Genomic DNA, 22,640 nt, shown 5'->3' on the forward strand with positions numbered 1-22,640 from the left:
CCGGTCGTGATCTGGACCAACGGTATCCTCCCGTTGGCGGTTGCGCGGTGTGATCGGCGACGCTAATCGCGGAGCCGCCGCACGAAGGCCCTCGAGGCGGCGTTGGGGCTGGCCGCCACACGACTGCGGGTCGGGAACGAGCGTCTGCGTCGGCGATCGACTTCCGGTCACAGGCCTGATGCTCGAACCTGGTTGTCGATACTCTGATGCGAGCTGCAAGTCACGAATCGATGACCGATGAGGTTCGCATGGGCAGTGTCCGACGTACCGTGACCACGACCGACGTTCGCGAGCTCGAAGTGCTGACGGCCGGTGACCCGACCGGCTACCCATGGTTGTGGATCCCGGGAAGCCCGTCGGCGGTCGCCGACTACCCGCACCTGGACGACCTCGCGACGAAGCTCGACCTTCGGCTGGTGACATGGTCCCGGCCAGGGTATGGCGGCTCCTCGCCTCGACCGGTGCAGGATCCCTGGCCTCGCATCGTGGACGACGTTCCGGACATCGTCGCCATTGCGGACGAGTTGCGGATCGACGAGTTCGTCGTCGTGGGTTGGTCCGGCGGTGGGCCGCGCGCCTTGGCATGCGTGGCCATGCTGCCGACGAGGTGCCGAGCCGCGGCGACGCTCGCCAGTCTTGCCCCGCACGACGCCGTGGGCCTGGACTGGATGGCCGGGATGGGACCGGGCAACGTCCTCGATTTCACCGCGGCACTGGAGGGACCCGAAGCATACGGCGCGTTCCAGGAAACGTACTTCCTGCCGATGACATCCGCCGGAGTGGGCGATGTCGCCGCTGGCTTGGCGGCCTTGCTGACCCCGTCTGATGACCCCGCGTTCACGCGGGGCCTGGCCCAATGGTTGACCGAAATGATGCACCGCGCCGGTGCGCAAGGCGTCGTCGGCGCCCGCGACGACGGGTTGGCCTTGGTGGCCCCGTGGGGATTCGACCTGGACAGCATCGATGTGCCCGTTGCCATCTGGGCGGGTGGTAAGGACGTGACGGTCCCCTTCGCCCACGGTGAATGGCTGGCATCGAACGTTCCCGGCGCGGTCCCCCATCTCCTCTACGACGCGGGCCACATCACCCTCGTCAACGACCTCGAACAGGTCTTGCGAGAGCTGCTTCAACTTAAGTAGGGCAAGCCGACCAGGACGACCTCGTCCGATCGCTGGTTCGCCCAAAGGTTGCAAGCTCGAGCGCAACCGCCGGCTGACTCGCCGCTCAACTCCGGAGAGAGACTGCCCGATGATCGATCCCCCTTTCGGACCTCTGCTGATGGAGCGGCGTGCGGGTACGCACGACGCTCCAATGGCTTCCTCGTCGATGGTTGCAGATCGCTTGTTGTCGGTCCGGCCACGTAACTGGGTCGAGCTTCATGGGGTGAGCGAGTGCCTCATAATGATCGAATGACTGAAGGATCCGGGCCCGTCGACTACTCCAAGGTCGAGTCTTCGCCGTGGGAACCAGCGGTCCGTTCGTTGACCGAGAAGCCGGGCGTCCGACTTGGCGCGGCCATTTATGGCTTGTTCCTGAGCGCAAGCCTCATCGTCACGGGTTGGATTCTTGCGTCCAGCTTCGGCCCCTGGTTTTTGATCGTGGCCGTAGCGGGCGTGTTCGGGCTGGGGCTGTTTTCGTGGCGCGCAATCACCTTCAGAAGACACGCGACTGGGGACGAGCATCACTAAGTGGCGGCTGCCACGGCGATGAGGCTCGATCACAATGATCGCCCCACACCTGACGGGATAGGAGGAAGCATGAGCTTCGATCTCACCTACGCAAAGTCGCAGCGGCCCCTGCCCACGCTCTGGGCTAGTGGGCTGCTCATCATCGGCGGAGTGTTCTTCCTCCTCCCGATGTTGTTCACGACTCTCGTTGGGCGGCCGTGGCTGCACGACCCACTGCTGGCCACGCTGTTGATCACTACCGCTGCCGTCGGCGTGACCCAACTCGCTGCGGCGCGGGCTGCGTGGCAGGGTGCCTCCTGGACGCGTGCGATTGTTTTGGGCGTCATCGTCGTTGAAATCGTCGGATTGGTTCTTGGCTACTTGTTCGTCCTCGTCGGTCTCGCTTTGGCAGGAGTCGCTCTCCTCCTGCTCTGGCGGTCGACTGCCCTCCGGTATTCAGCATCGGTAGCAGAGGCACGGCAGCGGCGATAGAACTCACTCCCTAACATCGCCAACGAGTACGAAGCTCTCGATGCCTGGCAAGCGAGCGTGCGCAACTAACCGAAAGGCGATCGACTTGCGGACGTCCAGTGACGGACCGGCTATCGGACACTTCGAACCACGGTCTAGAAGACCGGAGCTACCGCAGCAAGAGATCTCGGAGAATCAAAATCGCGCCGTTGGTGCTTGCGCTTGTCGGCCTTTGACGACCGATATGGCTCGTAGCGGATCCTGTCGCGCCATCGAGTCCATCCCGGCTGAGGCACCAGCAGCGACGCGCATCCGCAGTATCCGGTCTCGCCGACGGTCTCGCCGTCCTCAAAGGTGACGACCACGTGGGAGCGCCCGAACGCCTTCCGCTCCTCGATTCTGCTTGCTACAGCGGCTGCGATGCGCGCCGTGCGAGCGCGATGTCCGCATCCGTGTAGCTCAATTCCCAGCGCCCGCGATACGCCCAGGCTGGGCACGCCGCGCAACAGGTCCGAGCAGTGCAGCGGCCCCGGCCCGTTAGTCCGAATGAGTCCGCCCATGGTTCGCCATGTACTCCGCTCGCTCAGCCGGGGTTCTGAGGACTCGCCCGCTCCGGTCAAGCTGCGGAAGCTCAGGGTACAGGCCTGCCGAGGTCGTATAGCCCGCTCTCGACTCTCGAACGGCTTTCACCAGCATCGAGAAGAAGAAGACCATCCCTGCCACGAAGTTCAAGACGGCAACACCGAAGATGAAGTACAGCCACCATGGGATGCTCTCGGCGGTGCCTCCGACAAGGAAGTAGCACGCTCCAGAGAGACCGGCGAAAATCATCGAGAGGACTCCGAAGAGCCGAAGCGGTCGGCCCCACTCCACCGCCGTCCAACCGTCCAATTTCTTCGGCGTGACGCTCCCGTCGGAGTTCACCACGCCTGGCTCGCATATCGACTCGCATCCACCGTAAAGCTTGTGGCATCTGCCATCGTTCCCACTCTCGCGATCCCAGCTTCTGCGGCTTGCGCACCGTAGCTCAGCCTGCCGGAGGCCAATGCGATCGAGACCACTACGACGATGACCGCGAGCAACTGGCCGAGACGAATGGAGAGGATCCCTGCAACTGAGAGAGTTCCACGACGCCGATTGCTCCCGCGACTGCCATCAGAGTGCAGCCAAGGAACACTGCTCGACCGCGCCCGCCACCAGGCGATACGTTGCGCGTGGACGCGGGAGGTCCGCGGCTGCGAGTTCGGTATCCATGTAAGTCCACCGTACTGAGTTGCACGCCGATCCTCGTGAGGGATCGGCCATCGGGCGGTAACGCGGCTCCGTGGCAAAGAGCACGGTCGTCGCAGTTCAGTCCTGAGTCCGGCGTCCTATGCCGTCTGATCGATATCGTGGCCAATGACCGCGGTAGAGCCGGTTCGCGGCGGTGGGAGAGGTCGATCTCCTGGATGTGGGAGGGGGCTGATCCGTTCTGGAAGTGATCGACACGTTCGTTGAGCTCGCTGCCGGAATCACGGGTCTGATCATCGCTCTGTGGCTCTTCTTCAAACGGAGTGAATATGCGCGACGGACGAACGAGCGGCTCGACCGATTGCCGAAGCGTCTCGGTGAGGCGACAGCGCGAGATTCGACGCCCCGAACATTCGCATTGGTTTCTGCGGGCATGGTGGCGCTAGCCGTCTGGCTCATCTTTGACGCGGCTCGCCAGCTCCTCATGGGATAGATCGCCGGGCAGTTTCACAGACCGATGGGTCAGTGGACACTGGGCTCGTGCAAGATGAGCCCGTGACAAATTCGTCAAACCTCGATGTCAGAGACCTACGGATGCTCGCCCGTCTCTGCGATGCGGCGCGAGTGATGACGCTCTCCGGCCGGCTCGACCCAGACGCGGTGGCGACCCTGAGACGGCGGATGGAGGTAGACGCAACGGATGACGGCGGCAGCGACCAGACCGTCGTCGTCGCCCACCTCGAGCGCCTAACCAGCCGGCTACGCGACGAACTCGGCGCCAACTACTAAGCGGGCCTTCCCACAATGGGATCGTTCAGAGGAGCGGCGCCACACAATCGGCTTGCTGGTCCCGGTGGCTCTATGCTCGCGTCATGATCCAGTCCGGGCGCGCTTCACTCACGGTGATCTCGACCGAGACCGACCCCGCTCTCGTCTCCGAGATTGTTGAGCTGGCCCCGACGAGCATCAAACGCCGAGGTTCCGTGAGCCGCTCCGGTCGACTGTTGGACCACCACGTGTGGACGATCGACGTCGAGCAAAGCATCAATGCGGAAGACGACAGGTCGGGCACTCGGGCGCTGAAGGAACTGGTCGCGGCTGCACGACCGGGAATCGGTCGGTTCCCCCTCCTCCCACCGGACTGCTCCGCAAGGATCTGGTGGTCCGCAGACTCTGACTCGACGCAAGGCGGCTTCGTGATTCCGGTCGAGCTTGCTGCGGGGATCGCCGAACTTGGTGTCGACGTCTACGCCACCGTCTACCTCGACGATGGTTCGAACAGCGTCGAATGACTCCTGCGTAACGAACCGGTGAAGGGATCCCATTTCGGGCCTTCGCCTGGTGTCCGCCGCCGATTCGCACCTTCGGATACCGTTGGTTGGTTCAAATCACGATCCCACAGGAGCAGCCCATGACGACCGGCCTCAAAGCGATCATCATCGGGGCAGGGGCCCTCGCTGTTCTCGGGCTCGTTCTCGTACTGCTCCCCGGTCCGACCACCACTTTCGGATGGTTCGCATATCAACCTGTAGGCGACTTCGGTTTCGTCGGCGGTGCACCGTTCGTACCGGCCTCCAGGCTCTGGGGGATGGGAATCCTCGCCATCGCGGCGGTCATCGGCGCTTTCGTCTTGGGGTGGGTTCTTGGGAAGGGTCGAGGCACACGAGAGTCCGGGCCGGGCTCAGTCGACCGCGCCTGACAATTTGGCGTGATCGGGTGGCGCCCCATGCTCGATCGTCTGTGACTCACTGGTCTTGTCTGATGCACCAAGCATCTTGCATGTGGTGCGCATCGGTTCTCCTCCGATCTCGCATCGCTTCCGCAACGGCTCTTGAGGGCGGGGGCCGTGTCGCCGTTGCGCTGGGAGGATCCTTCCAATGCAGCACTCGAGCTGCACCGGCATCGTCCATGTCTACGGCTGTTGAAGGAGCGCTTGTGCCGAAGTGGACTTTGGTCGTGGTGGCTGCCATCGCGGTGCTGCTGGTTGCCGCGCTGGTCATGGCGTACTACTCCGGCCTCCTCGGGAACAGCGCCATACCGTGACTTCGACCGCGGCGATCCCCGCGGCGACAAATGCCTCGCCAACCCGTTTGGCGATCCCTCGCTGGCTCCTGCTCAAGCAGGTCAGGCCGTACCTGGCACCTATCTGCTGCCGACGCTCATCCTGCGTGGCCACTAGCGTTCCTGGTATGGCCGAACGGATCAGCATCAACACTCACGTCGCGACCGGTATGTCACAGCGTCCCGTTGCCGGCGATGTGACGGCCATAGGTGATCCGCACGAGCGATTCGAGGTTGTGCTCCGGAGAGCTGTCCGTGCCGAACTTGACCCGGAGTTCACCGATCGCCTGGTAGGCATCCGGTGGCAAGATCCTGACTATCCCGAGCAATTGATGATGCTCTTTCCCCAGGAAATGACGATGGCGGCCGTCGCCGAGTACTTCGGGCCAGAGATCGAAGCGTCGCCCCCGACGATTCAGGTCGACGATGGCGGCTACGGCGGCGACACGATTCCCGAGTACGTCATCGAACTCATCAATACCGGCATCCAGTTGGGTGGCTACGTCGGCGCCAGCCTCGCCGTCCAGCGCAGCGCAGTAAAAGCGGTCTACGCCAAAACCCGGCGCCTAGCGAAGGACTGGAACGACAGCGGACGGATCTCGCCCGAGCTGCGTGAGTCAGTGCTCCGAGAGCCGCGCTGGAGAAGGAAAGCGTTCGACCAGACCTTCGGACTGGACGCGGCTCGTGGACCCGAACTTCTCCGCGACCTCGGCTACAGTCGCCGGGAATACGAGTGGGGTGAGTACTGGGAGCGGTCACTCGATGACTAAGACCTGCTGACCGGGTGACGATCGCTTATGGGACGCTTAGGCGGATTGCATTTCGGGCCTTGCCTGATTTCCGCGGCCGATTCGCACCTTCGGATAACGCTGGTTGATTCAGATCACGACCGTCTACCGGTCCGGTTTTGGCCCTTCAGCGGGGACCACCTGATCGCTATTGTGTGGAGCTATGCCGTCTTCGTCTGGATCTCGCCTCCCCGCGTGGCGAGTCGTGCTGCTTGCCGCCGTGGTCGTTGCGGCGCTCGTTCTGGTGTTGGCCTTCTTGGTCGGAACTGGCCGCACACTCATCATGGCCGCGGTCTTCATCGTCCTGCCGCTGTTCCTCATAGCCGGGCTGGTCTACCTCGTTGAGCGACGCCGACGAGCCGCCGGATAGATTTCCCCGCTACCCGATCCCTCACAGGACTCCACCGAGCGTCGTTCTTGACGGTCGGCCGCCGAGCAAAGTGAGAGCTATTGCCCGGCGGAGAGGGCCTGGCGAACTCGAGCAGTCGCGGTAACCCACTCATCGTCGCCCTCATCTGCCCACAACTCGGCGAGCTCGCCTTCAGGAGACGCGGCAATATCGAGCGCTTTGAGCGCAACCGCCGTGATCTCCACAGGCGGCTTCGGCGCCCGCCGGACGAAGGCGGTCACGCTCTCGGTGTATGCGTCCGACTGCGTCGGGCGCCCAGCCTGGTGCGCGACAACCTCGGCGGCAGCGATGGCGATGCTCGCGACATCGGCATCAAGGTTCGCTGGTTCCTCATCGAGGATCTCGGTGAGGGCGGCGAGGACGACCTCCCAATCACTGGCATCGTCCAACTCCCATGCCCAGTCCGCTGCGGTGTCATTCCCGAACGGCTCGCCACTCCACGCTCCCATGGTGGAAGCGTAACGGGGCGCGGAGGCCAGATCCGGCGCCCGATCGAAGATGGGCTTTTGAAGACTCCGCGCTAACCCTGAATCGCGGGGTAGGTATCCATTAGGACTGTGCCGAATGGGAACGGGAACCAGAGCGTCCCGGTGCCGTTCCAACCGTCAATCGGGATGAGGAGGAACCAGACGTAACTGATCAGGATCGACGCGGTGGCCACGGCGATAATCACGATGCGGGCGCGATGAAGGATGCGGAAGGCGTCGCCCTCGGTGGCTGCACGCTTGAGAACGCGGGTGATCGCCAGGAGTACGACGAGGACGATCACGGCGGACACGACGATGCTGGGCTGCAGGGTCAGGCTGATGCACTGCGGCACGCCATCGGTCGGCACCCCGTCGGCGTCCAGGTACCCGCCATCCGCCGCAGGGCCTCCGCCCGGGCACGCGCTCTTCGTCGCATGCGTGACGAAGTTGTAGAGCAATGCCGCGCTGATCGCAGCCCAGATCAGGCCGCGCACCCGCAGCAGAATCGAGGCGCCTGGGAGGGTCGAAAGCCTCGCTTGGGGAAGGCGGTCAAGCGTGTCGGCCATAGGGAGCCTCCGGGATCGTGGTGTGCCTGCATGCTGTCAGCCCGCGGTCTCAGCACGCAAGAGCGCCTGCGCCACCTTGCGTATCGGCGAGACGAATGACCTGTAGCACGGTACTGAATCGGTCACCAGTCAGCCCAGCGAGTGGCCATTCGGGGATCGTTCTGAGGCGGGCACTATCGGCCCGGCTTCGTCCCTAAACTGGGTTCATTGTCGGTGACTCCGATCCCTATCGGTTGACCTCACAAACACGTTGGGAATGGTGGGTCATCAGAGATGCGATCGTCGTCTAGCGGCACATACCTGAGCAGCAAATGGACGGCGTTGGGCATATTCACCAGCGGATCAGTAGGGCTCGCGCTTCTGGTCTACCGCGGCTTGCGCGCACCTGCTGATGCCCTCCCAGGCGCCATTGTGATCACGCTCGCGATCTTGGTGCCGGCATGTGCGATCCTCATTGGGATTTTGGCTGTACGTCGCCGTCGGACCAAGCAATTGGTCGAGGTCATGGGCGAGCACCTTGACGCAGGAATGGTCGCGTTTCTCTGGCCGCCGGCGAAGAAGGCGCTTGATGGTCTCGGTTGGCGACCTGTGGCGGGCTTTCTTCTCAGCGTCCCCGTGGTGGGTGTTTCGCTTGACGAGTCGGGCCTGTCGGTGTGGGAATACTCGTCGCCCCGCCCATCAATGACGCTCCCGTTGAGCGATGTGGTGACGGTGCGGGATGGAAGCATGTTTGAAGGCCTCCTGAACCGGGGCGCGATCTTCATAGAAATTCGACACCCTGGAAGGAATGTGAAGCTGGCTCTCAATCCGCGGACCGGCTCTCACCGCGAGCTTTCGCTAGAGCAACGCGCACAATTAGCACAGACTCTCAGCTCAGTGCTGAAAACGAAGGGCGCCAAGTAGACCACGCATACCGTGGGGTTAGAACTGGGCCCGACCTCTGCCGCTCAAAGGATCACAGACCATCGTTCACGGAGGCATTACTTCTGGTGCGCGGTACCGACCGGGTGTTCCGCCGCATGGAGGGTCAAGTCGGGCGAGAGGCTGAGCGCGCGTTGACGTTCTCGGGCTTCGGTTCCCCCAGCAATGTGCGCGCCAACCGCATGTGTGCTCGCCGTGATGCTGTTCCGACCCCCCAGGTGGTTCGCGTCCCAAGCGCTATCAGCATCCGGCTGTCAGCCGAGGCCACCTCGAGTGCGTAGTAGTAGCTGCCCCAAATCCGATGCGCGGTAAGCGCGACAGTTTCTATGTTGCTCACGGTTCCAAGAGCGACAAGCTCTCCATACTCATCAGTCCATGCCCCGAGTTCACCTGGCTTCACCGTCAACGCGACGACCGGATTCTCCGGAGCAAGGTAGCCGAAGCTGATCGCGGTCGTGTCTCCTCTCGCCCGCAGCATGGCGCCCGCTCGACGCGCACGACCGCCGGCGAGGAACCCGATCACATATGCGAGAAGGAACCCGCCGGCATACACGAAGGCGCCGATGACCAAGAACGACTGGAGCTCCGCTGTGCCCGCGGCGGGGTCCGCAAAGGCGCGTGCGACAAGCGGCAGAACAACGCCAGCAATGACCGTTGTGGCGATGATGTACGTGGCGTACAGGCGGCTAGTCGCCCGCCGAGCATCTGCGCGAACCTCGAAAGACATCAGAAGACAGGCTCTCTCAACCGTTGTGGGACGACTGTTATCGGCATCTGTGGCGATGCGCCGCCCTTCAGTTGGCGCCGCCTATCACCGGACCGGGGAGGATCCGCCGGTCGCGTTCGCAAACGAATCGTCTCGCGGACGTGTCCGCGTGCCCAGTCCCATGAAATTCGATCGTGCGAACGACCCTGCACCTCAGAGGTTCGACGGGACGCCCGTCTCAGAGGTAGCGGCGAGTCCCAGTATCAGCACGATGAAGGCCGCGTAGAGCGCGATGCCCACGAGATACAGCCCGCTCAGGACATACCCGAAGATGAGGCCGATCAGCGCTGCCTGAGCTCCCTGCTCGCCTCGTTCTCGGATCTGCCGGCGAGCGATGTGCCCACAGACGATCGCGGGAATCCCGGCGAGGAGGCCGAACACCAGGCCGCCAAGTCCCAGGCCGAGCGTCACCCAGGCCATCACGTTCTGCGGCGCCGAGATGGGCGGCGCCCACGCGGGTGCGTCGACGGGCGCGATTGGGTAGGGAGCAACATCCGAGGGCGCGGATGCACCGTGCGCAGCGTCGGCGAACGGGATCTCACCACCCGGTGCCGTGGGCGCAGCGTAGGTGGGCGTGAGGGCGTCCATTCGGTTCCGTTCCTGGTTCGGAGATGCAGGTCGGATCGAATGCTACTGGCGGGCGGGCCGATGTCGATACCCGGTCGGTCATGGCACGCCCGCAGGCGGATCCTCACCGGTGTCTTCATTTTGAGAAGCCGCACTAACATCACGCCATGACCACTCGCCGAGCTCGACACGTCACCGTCCCGATAATCGCGTGCGTGGCAGTCGTCGTCCTCGCAGGATGCCAAGGGGTCGACCGCACCGCCCTCCGGCTGAACGAAGACGGATCGTTCGACTTCGGTGTTTGTGGGTCTCTGAGCGACATCACCGGCGGAGAAGTCCTCTCCTACCTTGACGAGAGCGACGCCAGCCCGGATCGTGTCTACCTCTCATCTGACAACCTTCCGGAAAACCTCAGCTCTGGCGATATGGTCCACCTACCAGCCCCTCGCTCAGACGACTGGGATCGCGTGCAGGTTGCAATCCTCGGCGACTACATCTCGCGCGCGGGTGAGGCCGATGCCACGACCATGACGGGACTGTTCGAGCGCGGCAACCTTCAAGTCGGTGAGTGGTCATGGGCAAGGTCCGGTGTGTTCATCGGCACCGTTCCTGTTGAGGGATGCGACCTGAGCAGCTGAACGAGGAGCGCCATTCCATTGCCGACACCGGCCGCCATGGGAGATCGCTGAGGGATCCCGTCAGGGATCCTTGTAGTGACGCGGTCGAGCGACTGACGCTCGACGACATGCCGTCGTTCAGCCGGCAGCACCAGGGCGGGTCGATTGGTCAAGTGACTGAAGTGCATCTTTCGCCGCCATGACTACCGTCGTGGTGAACAAGCCGAGGGACGCGACTCGGACGGGCTCTCCACTCTCGGCTTGAGCGATGTCGTGGCTCTTCATGATGGAGAAGGAGAAGTGGGTGAGGTCACTGAGGAACCGCCACACGACGTGCGGCATACTGCCGTCGCCATACACGTCGACGATCGGAGTCGCCGTTAACACCTGACCCTGAGAAGCCCGAACGTCGATCCCTGCCGAGCGCGCCGCGGCGTCCAGATAGTTCGTCGCGAGGGGTCCTTGAGTTTCCATGCTCGTCGCGAGACGCGAAAAGAGCTCCGAAGGACCTGGGATGGCGTCGCTACTTGCCGCGGCTAGTCGCTTGTTGTTCGCGACGAACTGCGTCACATCACGTCGCAGCACCCGAACGAACCGTTCAAGCCGCTCGGGACTGCTATCCGGCTTCAGCAGCCAAGTCAGGGCAGCGCTGTTCTCGAGCGCTCCACGCAGCATCGGATACATGAGCACAAAGTCCAGCTGCAGCCGTACCGGCTCGACCTCAAGTGTCGAACGGTGCAACTCGCGGAGATACCGCGCGGCGGTCGCGGCTCGTTCCTGCACGTACTCACCCAGGACCAGACCACCCCGCGCACTGCGGGTGGCGCTCTCATCCTTGGCAAGCAAACACGATGAAGGGATGGGTAATCTCGCAACCCGATCAAGGTCAACTGCGAGGTCACGCATCGTCGCGAAGTGCCGCGCGAGCGAGTCCGCGTGTGCCTGCATCGCATCCACGGTGCCCCGCGGCGGATCGGTGACGTCAGCGTTCATTAGCGAAGGTTAGCCGCCCGCCTTCAATCACGTTGGTCAGCACCCCCTGCTACCTTCAAGCCGTGACGCTTGAACCAAGGCCAACCGACAAGCGGATGCGATTGCGCTACGCCGGCGACTGCCGACTTTGCGGGGCGCACCTGCCCGCCGGAACCGACGCGATCTACGAGAGAGAATCGAAGACGGTGCGCTGCGTCATATGCACCGTGACACCCGTCGAACCCGACACTGGGGTTGCCGGCGCCTCTGCTCGTCGAGAGCACGAGCGCCGCAAGAACGCACGCGAGCAACGCATCCGCACCAAACACCCAAAGCTCGGCGGACTCATCCTCGCGATGACGGACGACCCGCAAAGCACCGAAGCCTGGCAGCGCGGCGCGATCGGAGAAGAACTCCTCGCCGAATGGCTCAAAGAGCTGCCGGACACCCTCCGCATGCTTCATGACCGCCGGATCCCCGGTGGTCGCGCGAACATTGACCACATGGTCGTGGCACCCTTCGGAGTGTGGGTGATCGACGCGAAACGATACAAGGGCCTTCGCCCCTCCCTGCATGTAGAAGGCGGCATCCTCCGGCCACGCGTCGAAACACTCCTCGTCGGCGGGCGCGACAAGACCAAACTCGTGAACGGCGTACAGACACAGATCACCTTCGTGACCGCCGCGCTGGCCGACGCGAACGTCGACGTGAGCGGCGCGCTCTGCTTCGTGGAAGCCGACTGGCCCCTCATCGGAGGCGCTTTCGAAGTGAATGGCATCCACGTGCTTTGGCCGAAGCTGCTCGTAAAGCGCCTTGCCGAATCCACAGCGGTAGGCCGCTCCGTCGATGTCGACAGCGTTCATGCGCGACTGGCGGCAGCATTCCCCGTCGCCTGACGCAGGTCACATCGCTCGGACCGCCAGAAGCTGAGACTCGTCCGAAAGGTACCGGCCATCGGGGCGGCAATCGCTGATCGGCCCGGCGTCGCCGCAGGCCGAGGCTTGCGCTGGCGTCAGCCGTAGGTGCTGTGGTTGGGCGTCGCTGTGCAGGCGATCGGCATCGCGCTCTTCTTCGGCCCGCAGCTCTTGGTCTTCACCCGTATCCCCTGATTCCTAGAGCCAGAAACCAATCGATTCCGATGCCTTCGCCCATGAAGGCCCGCAAGAGGTCACCGACCGGGCGTCCGTAAGCGGATCCGCAACCGACTGGCCGCTCTGGGCATCGGGGCCCTGCAGGTGTCCAGCTGCTGCTCGCCGGGCTAAGAGCAGCCTGACTTCGCTGCGGGATGGCCCGTGCAAACGAAGCCCACCCGGTCATGCCGGTGTGACGTTGCTGGACAGGGCATCCGCGGCGGGCGTACGGTGAGCGCAGCGCTGGTACCCGACCCGCCGGCAGGACGGCACCTCATGTCAGAGCACCGCGCCACCCTCAAATCCTTCCGGCACCGCCGTACCGTGATGTCATCCTTGGCCGTGTTGTTCCTGGCACCGGCGATGCTGGCCGTTCCGCTGAGCGCGACCGCGGATGAGGGCGAGGATGCGCCGACCGCCGACGTGGCGTTGCCCGAGGACAACGGTGACGCCGGGACGCCCAAAGCCACCGAAATGTCAGCGACAAATGATCCCGGCGAGACGTCCGGCGCGGCTCCCCTCATCTCCGAAGCCGAACCCCTTGCCCTCGAAGACCAACCCGCCGTGTCGGACGTCAAACCGGCCGTCCTAGAAGCCGCGGCCGGCGATCCGGCTCCTGTCCCGCCGACCATCCTCACCCTCAAGGTTGTTGTCGCCAACGGGGAGTCCACACCCGCTCAATGGTCCGTCAACGCTTATACACCTTTCGACAGTGGCGCCACGCCTGGGCCTGTTGGCCCTTCTGGTGCGACCGGCGAGGTGACACCTGGGGCTCCCTACGAGCTGATCGCTGATGGTGACATCCGATACGCGGTTGGCACCTGGAGCTGCCTGCAAGTGGACGCGAACGGTGCGGTGATCCCCGGGTACGCTGACGGTCTGAACGGCGTGGTGATCGTGCCGTTGGGGTTCTCGGTCGTGTGCACTGTGACGGTGGAGGCAGCTGAACTCACCTTGGCGAACAAGGTCATCGACACAGGTGAGGGCGTACCCGAATCGGCTTTCACCTTGGTGGCAACCCCGTTCTTCCTCTCGACGCTGCCTCCCGAAACCGTGACCGGCTCGACGGGAGGGAGCACGATTACGGTGTCGGTTTTCGAGAACTACGACCTGTCGATCAGCGGTCCCCCCGGCTATGCGACGAAATCCATCGAATGCAACACCGGCCCTGCAGGGGCATGGGTGGCGGTGACGTCGCTGCGGTTCGCGCCGCTCGCAGATGTCACCTGCGTGTTCGTCAGCCGTTCCACGACACCGTTGAGTGCGACGATCACCGGTGACCTGAACGTGGGCGGTGCTGTCACGGTCATCGGGCACAGCTTTGAAGTCGGGGAGAGCGTGACCGGAGTGCTGCAATCTACGCCGGTCGCACTCGGTTCGCGCATCGTCGGCCCTGAGGGGACGGCGGTGTTCGCGTTCGTGTTGCCGTCTGGCATCGAACCGGGCCCGCACACAGTTACCCTCACCGGTGCGAACAGTGGCGAGGCGACTGTGGCATTCACCGCCGGCGCCGCGCTGGTCGTCGCACCGGCACCCACAGCGACTGCTGTCGTCGCACCGTCACCCACAGCGACTGCTGTCGCCGCCACCCCTACGCTCGCCGCCACCAACGTCGGAGGGATGTGGCTGGCACCGTTCGCCATCGCGCTGCTTCTCGCCGGCGCCGTGATGAGCCGGATGCGGAACCGTGGGCGAACGGGCTGAGAGCTGCAAGATAGCTTCATGACCGGTCGCCGATCCTTCCGGGGGCATTGGTCCGGGCTCTTGAACCCCGTTGTCGTGTGAGCATGCGGGATCAGAGACGCAAGAATGGTGCTGTGAGCCAAGACAGCGCGAGCGGTGTGGACGTACTCCAGCCGAACCCGTCGGCGGCTCCGCGGGTGCGCTGGTACCGCCGCCGGCCGCCAGCCGACATGGATCGATTCGCCCGCGGCGTCTGGTGGGCTGGGCACGGTCAGCTCTACGTCGCCGCAGCCCTCGCGATCGTAGGGCCGTTCGTGCTGCTCGGGTGGATCTGGAGGGCCGACTGGGCATGGCTGGGACTGGCGGCGCTCGCGCTCTCCTGGCCCTTCGCACTCTCTGGAGTGCTGCTGCGCAAGGTCTCGGGCATCTTCACCGGCAGCCAGTACTCCAGGTACAACGCCTCCGGCTACTGGTCGAACAGCATCACGCTGCTGGTGCTCGCCGTGATCGGAATCGCCGCCCTCGCGTTTGCCGGCGTCTTCGTGAACGTCTACATCGTGATCATGATCTGGTCCGTTTTCGGCAACTGACGCACGCAGCGCTCAACGCGCCGAAACTGCGCTGCGACGCGTTGTCCTTTCGAGGACCCGTTAGTCGCGCTCGCACCCCCGTCTCTACGGCTGCGTCGCCCCTAATGACGCGGTCACCATACCGATGAGGATCATTCCCACTCCGGGAACAGTCATGTCACTCGGCTTCCCCCACCCGGCAAGTACCTGCCCGAGCTTGCCGACGTTCTGTCCCAAGTGCTTCTGACTCCAGCGAGACCACCTCTCGCGGTTGGAGAGGATGACCACGCCCATCACGACGAGGGCCACTCCGACAGCGATCCTCCAAATGTTCACGTCACTCTTCCTCGGCTTATTGCTGGATCGGCTTGTTGCTGGATCGGCGCACGGATCCCGGTGCGACGCCGGTTCGTTCTACAACGGGTCACGGACGATGTGCACGCGATGCTTCATGGACTCTATGAGACGCAACGGAACGAACTCGGCTCTGCGCATTGAGTCCTTCCCCCGCACCGGCAGGACTAAGATCCGCTGCAGCGCGACTGTGAGATTCAGATCTAGCCAACCGAGAAAGGCGCCGAGGCCGACGCGTGCACTCCAGCCGAAGATGACCAGCCAAAGCACGAATCCCACTGGGATGAGGATCCAGAGGAGCAGCCCGCGTACCACCAACAAGGCGAGCGCACTCACGTCGCCGAGTGCTTCGCGCGTTGCCCTGTCCATGACGTGAGCGTACTGGCAGACGGGGCCAGAACGGCCCGCGAGCGGATCCGCAATCGGGCGTCGGCAGGGGGATCGGCGGCGTGCCGCTAGCCCTTCCGCACAGCCACGTAGTCGGTCACCGGCCTCCACTCGTCGGACTCGCCGGAACCGTGCCCCAGCCGCGCCTCAGGGCGATCCAAGATTCCGACCTGCACCGGCAGCTCCTCAGCGCAAGCGGCAGTCCAGGCATCGTCAGACTCGTACGCCACAAAACAAACGTCGTCCGCCGATGCAGTTGTGGCAGCGAAGTACGACACCCCGTCCTCGCTGGCGAGAAGACGAGAGGTCAGAGGGTCGACGGATCCATCCTTGGTGACAACTTCAGGGAGCTTGTCCTCGGTGCGTTGGGGCTCATTCAGCTGCGGAATACCGAATGGCGGTGTTGCCGCGCATGCGGAGAGGCCGCCTGCGAGCAGCAGGAGGCTTAGGACGCTCATCATCGGGCGGATCCTTCTGGGATTCATAGGGCATGTATACCGGATGGAACCGGCGCGAAGAGGCTCGCTTCGCAAACGATCTTGGATCAGATCAGGGCCCCAGCGCCGAGTTCGAGATACTTGGCTACCAGTTCCCGGCTGCGAGGCCCAAGGACTCTTGGGATGCAAATTGGCTCAACATCGCAGCACGGATTCGCTTAGAGAATGGGCGGGGCTGGGAGTTCACAGACCCCTGCCTGACCACGTTCGAGGCTGCCCAGCTCGGCTCATGGCTCCAAGATCTGAGCGGGGTCGAGAATCAGGGCGAGCCTCGCTCCGGCAGAGTCACCAAGCCCGGGGAAAGGCTCATCTTCACCGAGCCGCTGCTCGCATTCGAAGCCGAGACAACATCCGGTGACGGGCTCGCAATCCGGATCCTTCTGGATCTCGAGGCACGGCCGCCATGGGTGCCGCGGGAACAATGGACGGGCGAGAATCAGTTCGTTCTGCTCGTTCCCGTCGATCGGCAGCAACTCCATGTCGCGGCTCGACAATGGGCTGAAGAGCTCGCTTCGTTCCCGGAGCGTTGAACGATCGTGGAACGAAGGCGTTCTCTCGTGGAGGGGCGGTGAGTTCGGGGAGGGCGACTCCATTTCGGTCGGCGGTGGGTTCATTGCCGCGCCGCTCGCCTCGTCGTACGTCCCCGCCGGCTGCCAGAGCTTCGATGTATTTGCAGTATCGCCGTTTTGATCGGGGCGCACTGCGTTGAACGATCCGCATGCGACGTTGCACTCGGTGGGGGCAGCGGGCTAATGCTCTTGAACGTCGACGAGCCATCCAGCGAGCGTGCGACCCTGCCATTCGGGTGATGGGTCGGCGGAGGACTCAGCCACGGATGCGAGTGGTTGGTCTTGCTGTGCAACAGGCAACCGTACGCCCTGCGTCGGCACAAGCACGGCGGTGTGCGGCACTGGCTCCACTTCGATGATGTATCGCGAGGGTCGCGAACTAAGAAAGACGCCACCCTCGAGCCCTTCACCGACCAGTGGCCACTCATCGCGGTCGGCCGGCATTGCTGCGTCTAGCGGTGCGCCGTGACCAGGGCGACGCAGCGACCTGCGGTGAACTACCTCGCGAGTAACGGCATACACGGCGACGACCCTGCCGCGTACCCGATCGGCGAACTCCTCTTCATGGTGAGACTCCATGGCGTCAACTGTGGCAGCGAGCTCCTGGCCCAGTTCATCTGCCAACGCCGGATGCGGGCCTCGGATCTCGATGCCGAAGTCGATCTCATCGCCTACTCCGAACGCGTCACCGCAGCACTCCCACTCCCATTTCGTCAACCAAACACGCGTCATGGTGCCAAGGTAGTCCGCTCACCGACAGGACCCGATACGACCTGATACTGATCCGATTCGGCACCGATCGGACGAATCCCCGAGGGTTCACTCCTTCGCTGGGCTTCATCGTTTCCCGCGCGCGTCGCCGGGTGCCGCCTTCCGTCCCGCTGGCTCCGCGGTGCGCCTCGACTCAATAGGCTTCCACCATGAGGCCGAAGCCGTTGTTCGCTCTTCTCGGGCTAGCCCTGGTCGTCGTCACGTCTGGCTGCACGGGCAACGAATTCGCCACGCGGGACAGGGCGCAGACCGACGCTGACCGTCTGCCTGCGACTACTCCGGTGGCTCTTCTCAGCGAGGTAGAAGCAGCGTCCACCCGCTTCCTGGGTACCGTCGACGGGCAGGACCTCTACTTCGCGACAGCGGTCGATAACGGCAACTACTGCATCGTCAGAGCCGGCGAGCACGCCCAGGCATCATGTAGTCCTCAGCTGCCGATCGTATTGGGCTTCGATTCTGGTGATATCGCCCTGGCGGCGCGTCAGCCGGCAGAGAACTGGGCGGCGGTCGGCGAATCCCTCTGGCAGCAGCAGTGACTCACGCACAACCAGGCTGCGTCTAGTAGCCTGCGAGGCGACGACCGGGCGGAGCCCTTCGATCTCGCGCACGACGCCTCCAGCTTCTGTGATGCCTCAGCTAATCCTCCGCGGCGCCACATCGACGGGTCGCAGCGGGTTCCCGGTCGTGGATCCGCTTGCAGTCAGAATCGATCGATTGTGGACTTCCGTGTTGCCACCCTGAGCCCGTTGGTAGCCTCGGGGCAGGAGGCGATGCACGTGACCGAATCGGGATACCGCTCCGGCGTGTGGAGAGTTGTACGTGCGCTGTTCGCGAGCTTGGGTGCTGCCCTCAACGCTGTCGCTTCAGGAGGTGCGATGCCGATGGCTCGACCCGATGATGACTTCCCGGATAAGAGACCCGACTATCGCCCATAGGCCGTCCCTGCCGACAATCGATCGTTTGTGGGTACCAGAGGGACGGAACGACGTGGCTAAGGTCGCAATATGAGCAGAGGATGGGCCGTCGTGACGGTCGCGGTCGCCGTCATCACCGCGCTCGTTGTGCTCTACTCTCTTGGGCTCCTCGGCAACGCGGCCATCCCCTGAGAGCGCCACAAACGATCGATCGTGACCGCAAGTGGATCGGCAATCGGGCGCGAGATCGCCTCGTGACTGGGTGATGCGGGCCGGCGTTGGGTGTCATCATGTCTTCGTGACTGCACAGGACGCGCTCAAGACGGCACTCCGTGATGTGTTCGCCCCCGCTGCGCGCCTGCACGGTTACAAGGGCTCCGCTCCCACCTGGCGGAAGTCCAACGGTGCGGGTGACTGGGTGGTTGTGAACGTCCAATCGTCCTCGTGGAACACGTCGGAGAACGTTCGTTGTGTGATCAACATCTCGGCTGCCCCGGAACCCTGGTTGCGTTGGCGGCGTCACCAACCCGGGCAGAGGGTACCGAAGGCGATCTCTGAGACGTTCGGGCTCTATCGTCAGCGGTTGCATCCAACAGGGACACCCGATGGCAGCGACGGGTGGTGGGAGGTCACGGACGACGCGTCTGCCAGGGACACTGTCACCGACATGGTGACGCAGTTGAATCAAGAGGGTTGGGCGGTCCTTGACACCCTTCTCTCTCGGGAAGGGATGCTCGACCACATTCGACGCGGCGACCTCGGGCACATCAAGGGAGATCACTACGACGTCTTTTTCGCGCGAGCCGAAGCGCTCCTCCTGATGGACGACGGACCCAGCGACGCCCTTGAAAACTGTTTGGCGCTCGCGCTGTCGAACGTGACACCGACGCAACGAGCGCATGCCGAGCAGTTCGACACATGGGTCAGAGCTCAAGCGCGCGAGCAAACCGCCGCCAACGAAGGCCCTCGATAGGCGGATCGCTTACCGCGCCAGCAGCCGAACAACCGTGGCGGGCGCTCTACCCGCTCCTCCGTGTCGCCCAGATCGTCGCACGGCGACGCTACCTTCGCGCGCTCCGCTGACCTCGAAGCTTCCGTCGACTCCCGGGGGGATGGACAACAGGGCATCCGGCTCCCTCAATCTCAGACCTAGACTCCATCTCATGTCGCCAGTCGCGCTCATCATCGCCGGGATGATCCAGATCTGCATCGCACCGGCACTCATCCTCGGTCGGCACGCGATCGCAGACTGGCTGGCGAGCAACGTTCCGGCCCTGGACATCGCATGGTTCCACGTGCGCGGAAGCCAGCTCATGGTCTTCGTCGGTATCGCGAGCACCATCTCCGGCGCGGCTTTCATTGGACTGGGTGCCGCCTCGCTCGCATACGCGTAGGCGGCAGCGCGCACAGAGGAGCCCCTACGCCACCTCGCCGAGCTGCCGTCTACGCTGGCGGTCACACTTCTCTCGTTGGCGGACAGGAACAGGGTATGAGCGAGGAGATGGACTCGGATGCCCTGGTGCGCCGGCTGGCCGGTGCCGGTCGGGTGAGCGTTGATACGGGCGCCGATGAGGCAGCGCTGACACTCACCCGCGTGTTGGAAGACCCTCAGGTGCGAGCGGCATTCGATCACGGTGGGCGACGGCGCAGGTGGTCGCCGCGTGCCCGGGCCGTTACCACCTTGGTGACTGCGTCCTTGGTGGCCGGGCTCGGGATCGCTGCGCCCGCGGTCGCGTTGGCGATGTTCGCGGCTCAGACCGGGCGGTTCGGGGATCCCACCACCGGCAGCGAGGAGGACTCCACGGAGTGGCTGGACCTATCCGCAGCCGACCTCCCAGACGCTGTTGCGGCAGCCTACCCGGCGGGACTCCTGCTGCCCCCGAGCGTGGATAGGGCGGACGCGGTCGCGAAGGTGCAGTCGATCTTCGATCGTTTCGCCACAGACGGTGGTGAGGCGCAAACCGGGCTCGCGGCGACCACCTTCGAGTTCTGGGCCAACTGTGCATGGACGAACGAGTGGTTGGTGGCGGATGAGCTTGACGATCAGAATCGACGGGCGCGGGCCGTCCAGTGGCTCTCCGACCCCGGGAATTTCCCGTCGATCGTCGCCAACGACGGCGGCGGTGTGGTCGACCAATTGCTCGAGGCGGCCGATTCTGCAGCTCAGGGCGACCGCGAGTCCGTTGAGGACTCCTACCGGTACGGCAACTGCGGCGACATGCTCGGAGACAAGGAGTGACGGACGTCGAGCGGGATGTTCGTGCCGGCGGCGAGCACGCGAGCAGTGACGCCCAATTCGCTCAGTTGCTGCGCGAGGTCACCCCGGAGTTACTGCGGTATTTCGCACGGCGGGTTCCTGATGCCGAAGACTGCGCAGACTGCCTCGCCGAAACGATGCTTGCCGCATGGCGGCGAATCGACGACCTCCCCGGAGCACATGAGAGCCGACGGATGTGGATATACGGGATCGCCCGACTCGTCGCATCCAATCAGCGACGTGGAAACGCCCGGAGGATCGCGCTCACGAACCAGCTCGCGCAGCAGCATCGGATCACCGGTTACCAGCCCCAATCCGAGCCTGACGTGGAACTACTTGATGCACTGGGGCGGCTTCCCGAGATCGATCGAGAAGTCGTCCAGCTCGTCGTGTGGGAGTCCTTCTCGCTCGCCGAAGCTGCGACAATCATGGGCATCAGCGCAGCGGCGGCACGCAAACGTTATTCGCGAGCCAGAGTTCGACTGCGCCAGCAACTGGGCATCACGCCATGAACGGGTCCTGCTCGATCCGCAACAGGCGCGCTGGCATCGCAGCGATGACGGGCACACCAAGCGACGACTACCGTGACCGGCACATCATCGGCGCACCCGGCTGCCTGTTCTTCTTTGGCGGGGTCCTGCCTTTGCTCTGGGCAGTCGGCCAAGTGTTCACCACCGCACTGGGCAACAGCACTGCGTTCGTCTCATCCAATTCGCCCGCCGTATACACCCCGTTCTCGGAGGTGCCCGGGCTCTGGGCCGCCGCTGGCATGGTGACGCTGACCGCTCTCACGCTGGCCTGGATGCTCGTCCGCTACACCACGGCCCGAACTGCGCCTACGATCGCCTTCGCGATCCTGTCAACCGTGGCCGCCCTGGGCAATTGGGCGATCCTCTTAGTCGACTGACCGTGTGCCTTCCGATAGACGGTCGCTCTGCGAGATGCGAGATGCGAGATGCGAGATGCGGAAGCTCTCGGCCTAGACCACTATGAGGCGATCTCCGTGACGAACTTGGAACGACTCGTATCGCTCGGAGCTGTCGATCAGGCGTAGCACCTGGCCACGGGCGAATTCGATAGAGAACGAGCGTGCATCCTTCACCTCGGTCGTCCGAACGGTGTCGGAGATCAAGCCGACTAGCACCGATGCGATGTCAAGGGGGTCGGCGACAACTGACTCGCTATCGCCCGCGAGGGTGATGCCGGCAGCACCTTCGACAGTGATGGAGAGTCCATCATCGAAATTGAGAATCAGCTCGTGGCGGCCAAAGCAGAGTTGCTCGAGGACGCGGCCCTCCATGAAAGCAAAGCTCTCGCCTACCGGTATGCCATGCATGAGCCGAGCGTACCGGGGAGGGACGATGTCGATTCTGGATGGCTCATTAGCACGCAGGGTCGGAAGAGATTTCGCTATCTGATGCTGAACCAGGGTTGATCCGGCTGAACTCTCGGTCGTACGTGAATGCATCCGGATCGCCCGCCATGAAGCGGAGATACAGGGTTCCCGTCGAACTCTGAACTGACTCTCCGAGGAGCGTGATGGTTTGTCCGCTTTCGCAGATGATCTTTATGTTGATGTTCGATGTGGCGTCCCAGGTTCCCTCGCCAGAGAGCCTCGCCGGCAAACCTAGGTCACGGGGCCTGATTGCTCCTTCGAACACCGCCGCCGCGGGAATTCCCTTCACGTGTGCAGAACCATCAGACCGAAGGTCAATCGTCGAGGTTGTGTTTGATGATTGATCACGCCATTCGCCGACCATTTCCTCCGCGGTAGCAGCGACCGGCGAGCGTCCGAAAGCCTGGTTCCAAGCGGCCGATGCCACGACGACGAGGAATCCGGCAACGACCCAGATCCCGATCGTCTTGAAAACCTGCGATCGACCACGTCGACGGGCCAGATTGATCGTCCAGACCACCAGGAAAATCAGAGCCCCAAGCATGACGAGCAGATAAAGGAGAATGAGCGGCGCAATGAGCACCCATGGAGGCTACAGGTTGGCGTGTGAT

At 63.6% G+C, this 22,640-nt stretch carries 29 protein-coding genes; 18 read left to right on the plus strand and 11 right to left on the minus strand.

The window, feature by feature from the left end; all coding sequences use genetic code 11:
• Positions 1–269 precede the first annotated feature (269 nt).
• The 3 genes from AC1DZA_RS13400 (at position 270) to AC1DZA_RS13410 (ending at position 2,159) form a co-directional block, all read left to right on the plus strand.
• Positions 270–1,139, plus strand: a complete 870-nt coding sequence (locus AC1DZA_RS13400) for an alpha/beta fold hydrolase (RefSeq protein WP_476773100.1) — start codon at positions 270–272, stop codon at positions 1,137–1,139.
• Between the two features lie 270 nt (positions 1,140–1,409).
• Positions 1,410–1,688, plus strand: coding sequence for a hypothetical protein (locus AC1DZA_RS13405; RefSeq protein ID WP_476773101.1), 279 nt, complete (start codon positions 1,410–1,412; stop codon positions 1,686–1,688).
• Between the two features lie 69 nt (positions 1,689–1,757).
• Positions 1,758–2,159 (plus strand): hypothetical protein, encoded by a 402-nt coding sequence (locus tag AC1DZA_RS13410; RefSeq protein WP_476773102.1) that lies wholly within the window; start codon positions 1,758–1,760, stop codon positions 2,157–2,159.
• 516 nt (positions 2,160–2,675) lie between these two features.
• Here the strand turns inward: AC1DZA_RS13410 and AC1DZA_RS13415 are convergent.
• Positions 2,676–3,065, minus strand: a complete 390-nt coding sequence (locus AC1DZA_RS13415) for a DUF2721 domain-containing protein (protein ID WP_476773103.1) — start codon at positions 3,063–3,065, stop codon at positions 2,676–2,678.
• Between the two features lie 1,175 nt (positions 3,066–4,240).
• Here AC1DZA_RS13415 and AC1DZA_RS13420 point away from each other — a divergent pair.
• The 3 genes from AC1DZA_RS13420 to AC1DZA_RS13430 all read left to right on the plus strand — a co-directional run bounded on the left by AC1DZA_RS13420 (position 4,241) and on the right by AC1DZA_RS13430 (position 6,199).
• Positions 4,241–4,660 carry a hypothetical protein gene (locus tag AC1DZA_RS13420; RefSeq protein WP_476773104.1) on the plus strand — a complete coding sequence of 140 codons (420 nt, stop codon included), beginning with the start codon at positions 4,241–4,243 and terminating at the stop codon, positions 4,658–4,660.
• Between the two features lie 119 nt (positions 4,661–4,779).
• On the plus strand, positions 4,780–5,067 hold the full coding sequence (locus AC1DZA_RS13425) for a hypothetical protein (RefSeq protein ID WP_476773105.1): 288 nt from the start codon (positions 4,780–4,782) through the stop codon (positions 5,065–5,067).
• A 490-nt stretch (positions 5,068–5,557) separates the two neighbouring features.
• Positions 5,558–6,199, plus strand: coding sequence for a hypothetical protein (locus tag AC1DZA_RS13430; protein WP_476773106.1), 642 nt, complete (start codon positions 5,558–5,560; stop codon positions 6,197–6,199).
• Between the two features lie 465 nt (positions 6,200–6,664).
• Here the strand turns inward: AC1DZA_RS13430 and AC1DZA_RS13435 are convergent, their stop codons facing one another.
• Together AC1DZA_RS13435 and AC1DZA_RS13440 are read right to left on the minus strand one after the other, a co-directional pair.
• Positions 6,665–7,075, minus strand: coding sequence for a DUF4259 domain-containing protein (locus AC1DZA_RS13435; RefSeq protein WP_476773107.1), 411 nt, complete (start codon positions 7,073–7,075; stop codon positions 6,665–6,667).
• Positions 7,076–7,146: 71 nt separating this feature from the next.
• Positions 7,147–7,659: a hypothetical protein gene (locus tag AC1DZA_RS13440; protein ID WP_476773108.1), complete on the minus strand. Its 513-nt coding sequence runs from the start codon at positions 7,657–7,659 to the stop codon at positions 7,147–7,149.
• 411 nt (positions 7,660–8,070) lie between these two features.
• Here AC1DZA_RS13440 and AC1DZA_RS13445 point away from each other — a divergent pair, with 411 nt between their 5' ends.
• Positions 8,071–8,562, plus strand: coding sequence for a hypothetical protein (locus AC1DZA_RS13445; RefSeq protein WP_476773109.1), 492 nt, complete (start codon positions 8,071–8,073; stop codon positions 8,560–8,562).
• A 124-nt stretch (positions 8,563–8,686) separates the two neighbouring features.
• Here AC1DZA_RS13445 and AC1DZA_RS13450 read toward each other — a convergent pair whose 3' ends face one another.
• Both AC1DZA_RS13450 and AC1DZA_RS13455 read right to left on the minus strand, forming a co-directional pair.
• On the minus strand, positions 8,687–9,307 hold the full coding sequence (locus AC1DZA_RS13450) for a hypothetical protein (RefSeq protein WP_476773110.1): 621 nt from the start codon (positions 9,305–9,307) through the stop codon (positions 8,687–8,689).
• A gap of 192 nt (positions 9,308–9,499) precedes the next feature.
• The gene (locus tag AC1DZA_RS13455; protein WP_476773111.1) at positions 9,500–9,934 is read right to left on the minus strand and encodes a DUF4190 domain-containing protein; all 435 of its coding nucleotides are present in this window, start codon (positions 9,932–9,934) and stop codon (positions 9,500–9,502) included.
• Positions 9,935–10,128: 194 nt separating this feature from the next.
• Between AC1DZA_RS13455 and AC1DZA_RS13460 the strand changes: the two genes are divergently transcribed.
• The gene (locus tag AC1DZA_RS13460; protein WP_476773112.1) at positions 10,129–10,551 is read left to right on the plus strand and encodes a hypothetical protein; all 423 of its coding nucleotides are present in this window, start codon (positions 10,129–10,131) and stop codon (positions 10,549–10,551) included.
• 117 nt (positions 10,552–10,668) lie between these two features.
• Here the strand turns inward: AC1DZA_RS13460 and AC1DZA_RS13465 are convergent, their stop codons facing one another.
• Complete coding sequence (locus AC1DZA_RS13465; RefSeq protein WP_476773113.1) at positions 10,669–11,523, minus strand: hypothetical protein; 855 nt, start codon at positions 11,521–11,523, stop codon at positions 10,669–10,671.
• A 62-nt stretch (positions 11,524–11,585) separates the two neighbouring features.
• Between AC1DZA_RS13465 and AC1DZA_RS13470 the strand changes: the two genes are divergently transcribed.
• The 3 genes from AC1DZA_RS13470 (at position 11,586) to AC1DZA_RS13480 (ending at position 14,905) form a co-directional block, all read left to right on the plus strand.
• Positions 11,586–12,398 (plus strand): nuclease-related domain-containing protein, encoded by an 813-nt coding sequence (locus AC1DZA_RS13470; protein WP_476773114.1) that lies wholly within the window; start codon positions 11,586–11,588, stop codon positions 12,396–12,398.
• Positions 12,399–12,908: 510 nt separating this feature from the next.
• Positions 12,909–14,336 (plus strand): hypothetical protein, encoded by a 1,428-nt coding sequence (locus tag AC1DZA_RS13475; RefSeq protein WP_476773115.1) that lies wholly within the window; start codon positions 12,909–12,911, stop codon positions 14,334–14,336.
• 113 nt (positions 14,337–14,449) lie between these two features.
• Positions 14,450–14,905 (plus strand): hypothetical protein, encoded by a 456-nt coding sequence (locus AC1DZA_RS13480; protein ID WP_476773116.1) that lies wholly within the window; start codon positions 14,450–14,452, stop codon positions 14,903–14,905.
• Positions 14,906–15,298: 393 nt separating this feature from the next.
• Here the strand turns inward: AC1DZA_RS13480 and AC1DZA_RS13485 are convergent, their stop codons facing one another.
• Positions 15,299–15,607, minus strand: coding sequence for a hypothetical protein (locus AC1DZA_RS13485; protein ID WP_476773117.1), 309 nt, complete (start codon positions 15,605–15,607; stop codon positions 15,299–15,301).
• An 86-nt stretch (positions 15,608–15,693) separates the two neighbouring features.
• On the minus strand, positions 15,694–16,086 hold the full coding sequence (locus tag AC1DZA_RS13490) for a hypothetical protein (RefSeq protein WP_476773118.1): 393 nt from the start codon (positions 16,084–16,086) through the stop codon (positions 15,694–15,696).
• Positions 16,087–16,115: 29 nt separating this feature from the next.
• Between AC1DZA_RS13490 and AC1DZA_RS13495 the strand changes: the two genes are divergently transcribed.
• Positions 16,116–16,652, plus strand: coding sequence for a WapI family immunity protein (locus AC1DZA_RS13495; RefSeq protein WP_476773119.1), 537 nt, complete (start codon positions 16,116–16,118; stop codon positions 16,650–16,652).
• A 219-nt stretch (positions 16,653–16,871) separates the two neighbouring features.
• Here AC1DZA_RS13495 and AC1DZA_RS13500 read toward each other — a convergent pair whose 3' ends face one another.
• Positions 16,872–17,423, minus strand: a complete 552-nt coding sequence (locus tag AC1DZA_RS13500; protein ID WP_476773120.1) for a DUF6578 domain-containing protein — start codon at positions 17,421–17,423, stop codon at positions 16,872–16,874.
• 188 nt (positions 17,424–17,611) lie between these two features.
• On the opposite strand from AC1DZA_RS13500, the gene AC1DZA_RS13505 reads away from it, so the two are divergent.
• The 6 genes from AC1DZA_RS13505 to AC1DZA_RS13530 all read left to right on the plus strand — a co-directional run bounded on the left by AC1DZA_RS13505 (position 17,612) and on the right by AC1DZA_RS13530 (position 21,540).
• On the plus strand, positions 17,612–17,998 hold the full coding sequence (locus AC1DZA_RS13505) for a hypothetical protein (RefSeq protein WP_476773121.1): 387 nt from the start codon (positions 17,612–17,614) through the stop codon (positions 17,996–17,998).
• 676 nt (positions 17,999–18,674) lie between these two features.
• Positions 18,675–19,349, plus strand: coding sequence for a DUF4304 domain-containing protein (locus AC1DZA_RS13510; protein ID WP_476773122.1), 675 nt, complete (start codon positions 18,675–18,677; stop codon positions 19,347–19,349).
• A 190-nt stretch (positions 19,350–19,539) separates the two neighbouring features.
• Positions 19,540–19,770, plus strand: coding sequence for a hypothetical protein (locus tag AC1DZA_RS13515; protein WP_476773123.1), 231 nt, complete (start codon positions 19,540–19,542; stop codon positions 19,768–19,770).
• A 95-nt stretch (positions 19,771–19,865) separates the two neighbouring features.
• The gene (locus tag AC1DZA_RS13520) at positions 19,866–20,615 is read left to right on the plus strand and encodes a hypothetical protein (RefSeq protein WP_476773124.1); all 750 of its coding nucleotides are present in this window, start codon (positions 19,866–19,868) and stop codon (positions 20,613–20,615) included.
• The gene (locus tag AC1DZA_RS13525; RefSeq protein WP_476773125.1) at positions 20,612–21,145 is read left to right on the plus strand and encodes an RNA polymerase sigma factor; all 534 of its coding nucleotides are present in this window, start codon (positions 20,612–20,614) and stop codon (positions 21,143–21,145) included. The genes AC1DZA_RS13520 and AC1DZA_RS13525 overlap by 4 nt, the downstream gene beginning before the upstream one ends.
• Before the next feature lie 44 nt (positions 21,146–21,189).
• Entirely contained in the window at positions 21,190–21,540 is a 351-nt protein-coding gene (locus AC1DZA_RS13530; RefSeq protein ID WP_476773126.1) for a hypothetical protein, read from the plus strand.
• Between the two features lie 72 nt (positions 21,541–21,612).
• On the opposite strand, the gene AC1DZA_RS13535 is transcribed toward AC1DZA_RS13530, so the two are convergent.
• Both AC1DZA_RS13535 and AC1DZA_RS13540 read right to left on the minus strand, forming a co-directional pair.
• Positions 21,613–21,969, minus strand: coding sequence for a hypothetical protein (locus AC1DZA_RS13535; protein ID WP_476773127.1), 357 nt, complete (start codon positions 21,967–21,969; stop codon positions 21,613–21,615).
• Between the two features lie 46 nt (positions 21,970–22,015).
• Positions 22,016–22,612 (minus strand): hypothetical protein, encoded by a 597-nt coding sequence (locus tag AC1DZA_RS13540; RefSeq protein ID WP_476773128.1) that lies wholly within the window; start codon positions 22,610–22,612, stop codon positions 22,016–22,018.
• Between the last annotated feature and the right edge of the window lie 28 nt (positions 22,613–22,640).

The organism is Agromyces sp. P2_B3 (assembly GCF_056404815.1).

Coding starts and splice junctions, on each gene's coding strand:
- AC1DZA_RS13405 (WP_476773101.1), top strand. CDS start 1,410: ATGACTGAAGGATCCGGGCCCGTCGACTACTCCAAGGTCGAGTCTTCG.
- AC1DZA_RS13410 (WP_476773102.1), top strand. CDS start 1,758: ATGAGCTTCGATCTCACCTACGCAAAGTCGCAGCGGCCCCTGCCCACG.
- AC1DZA_RS13420 (WP_476773104.1), top strand. CDS start 4,241: ATGATCCAGTCCGGGCGCGCTTCACTCACGGTGATCTCGACCGAGACC.
- AC1DZA_RS13425 (WP_476773105.1), top strand. CDS start 4,780: ATGACGACCGGCCTCAAAGCGATCATCATCGGGGCAGGGGCCCTCGCT.
- AC1DZA_RS13430 (WP_476773106.1), top strand. CDS start 5,558: ATGGCCGAACGGATCAGCATCAACACTCACGTCGCGACCGGTATGTCA.
- AC1DZA_RS13435 (WP_476773107.1), bottom strand. CDS start 7,075: ATGGGAGCGTGGAGTGGCGAGCCGTTCGGGAATGACACCGCAGCGGAC.
- AC1DZA_RS13440 (WP_476773108.1), bottom strand. CDS start 7,659: ATGGCCGACACGCTTGACCGCCTTCCCCAAGCGAGGCTTTCGACCCTC.
- AC1DZA_RS13450 (WP_476773110.1), bottom strand. CDS start 9,307: ATGTCTTTCGAGGTTCGCGCAGATGCTCGGCGGGCGACTAGCCGCCTG.
- AC1DZA_RS13455 (WP_476773111.1), bottom strand. CDS start 9,934: ATGGACGCCCTCACGCCCACCTACGCTGCGCCCACGGCACCGGGTGGT.
- AC1DZA_RS13465 (WP_476773113.1), bottom strand. CDS start 11,523: ATGAACGCTGACGTCACCGATCCGCCGCGGGGCACCGTGGATGCGATG.
- AC1DZA_RS13475 (WP_476773115.1), top strand. CDS start 12,909: ATGTCAGAGCACCGCGCCACCCTCAAATCCTTCCGGCACCGCCGTACC.
- AC1DZA_RS13485 (WP_476773117.1), bottom strand. CDS start 15,607: ATGGACAGGGCAACGCGCGAAGCACTCGGCGACGTGAGTGCGCTCGCC.
- AC1DZA_RS13490 (WP_476773118.1), bottom strand. CDS start 16,086: ATGATGAGCGTCCTAAGCCTCCTGCTGCTCGCAGGCGGCCTCTCCGCA.
- AC1DZA_RS13495 (WP_476773119.1), top strand. CDS start 16,116: ATGTATACCGGATGGAACCGGCGCGAAGAGGCTCGCTTCGCAAACGAT.
- AC1DZA_RS13500 (WP_476773120.1), bottom strand. CDS start 17,423: ATGACGCGTGTTTGGTTGACGAAATGGGAGTGGGAGTGCTGCGGTGAC.
- AC1DZA_RS13505 (WP_476773121.1), top strand. CDS start 17,612: ATGAGGCCGAAGCCGTTGTTCGCTCTTCTCGGGCTAGCCCTGGTCGTC.
- AC1DZA_RS13515 (WP_476773123.1), top strand. CDS start 19,540: ATGTCGCCAGTCGCGCTCATCATCGCCGGGATGATCCAGATCTGCATC.
- AC1DZA_RS13520 (WP_476773124.1), top strand. CDS start 19,866: ATGAGCGAGGAGATGGACTCGGATGCCCTGGTGCGCCGGCTGGCCGGT.
- AC1DZA_RS13530 (WP_476773126.1), top strand. CDS start 21,190: ATGACGGGCACACCAAGCGACGACTACCGTGACCGGCACATCATCGGC.
- AC1DZA_RS13535 (WP_476773127.1), bottom strand. CDS start 21,969: ATGCATGGCATACCGGTAGGCGAGAGCTTTGCTTTCATGGAGGGCCGC.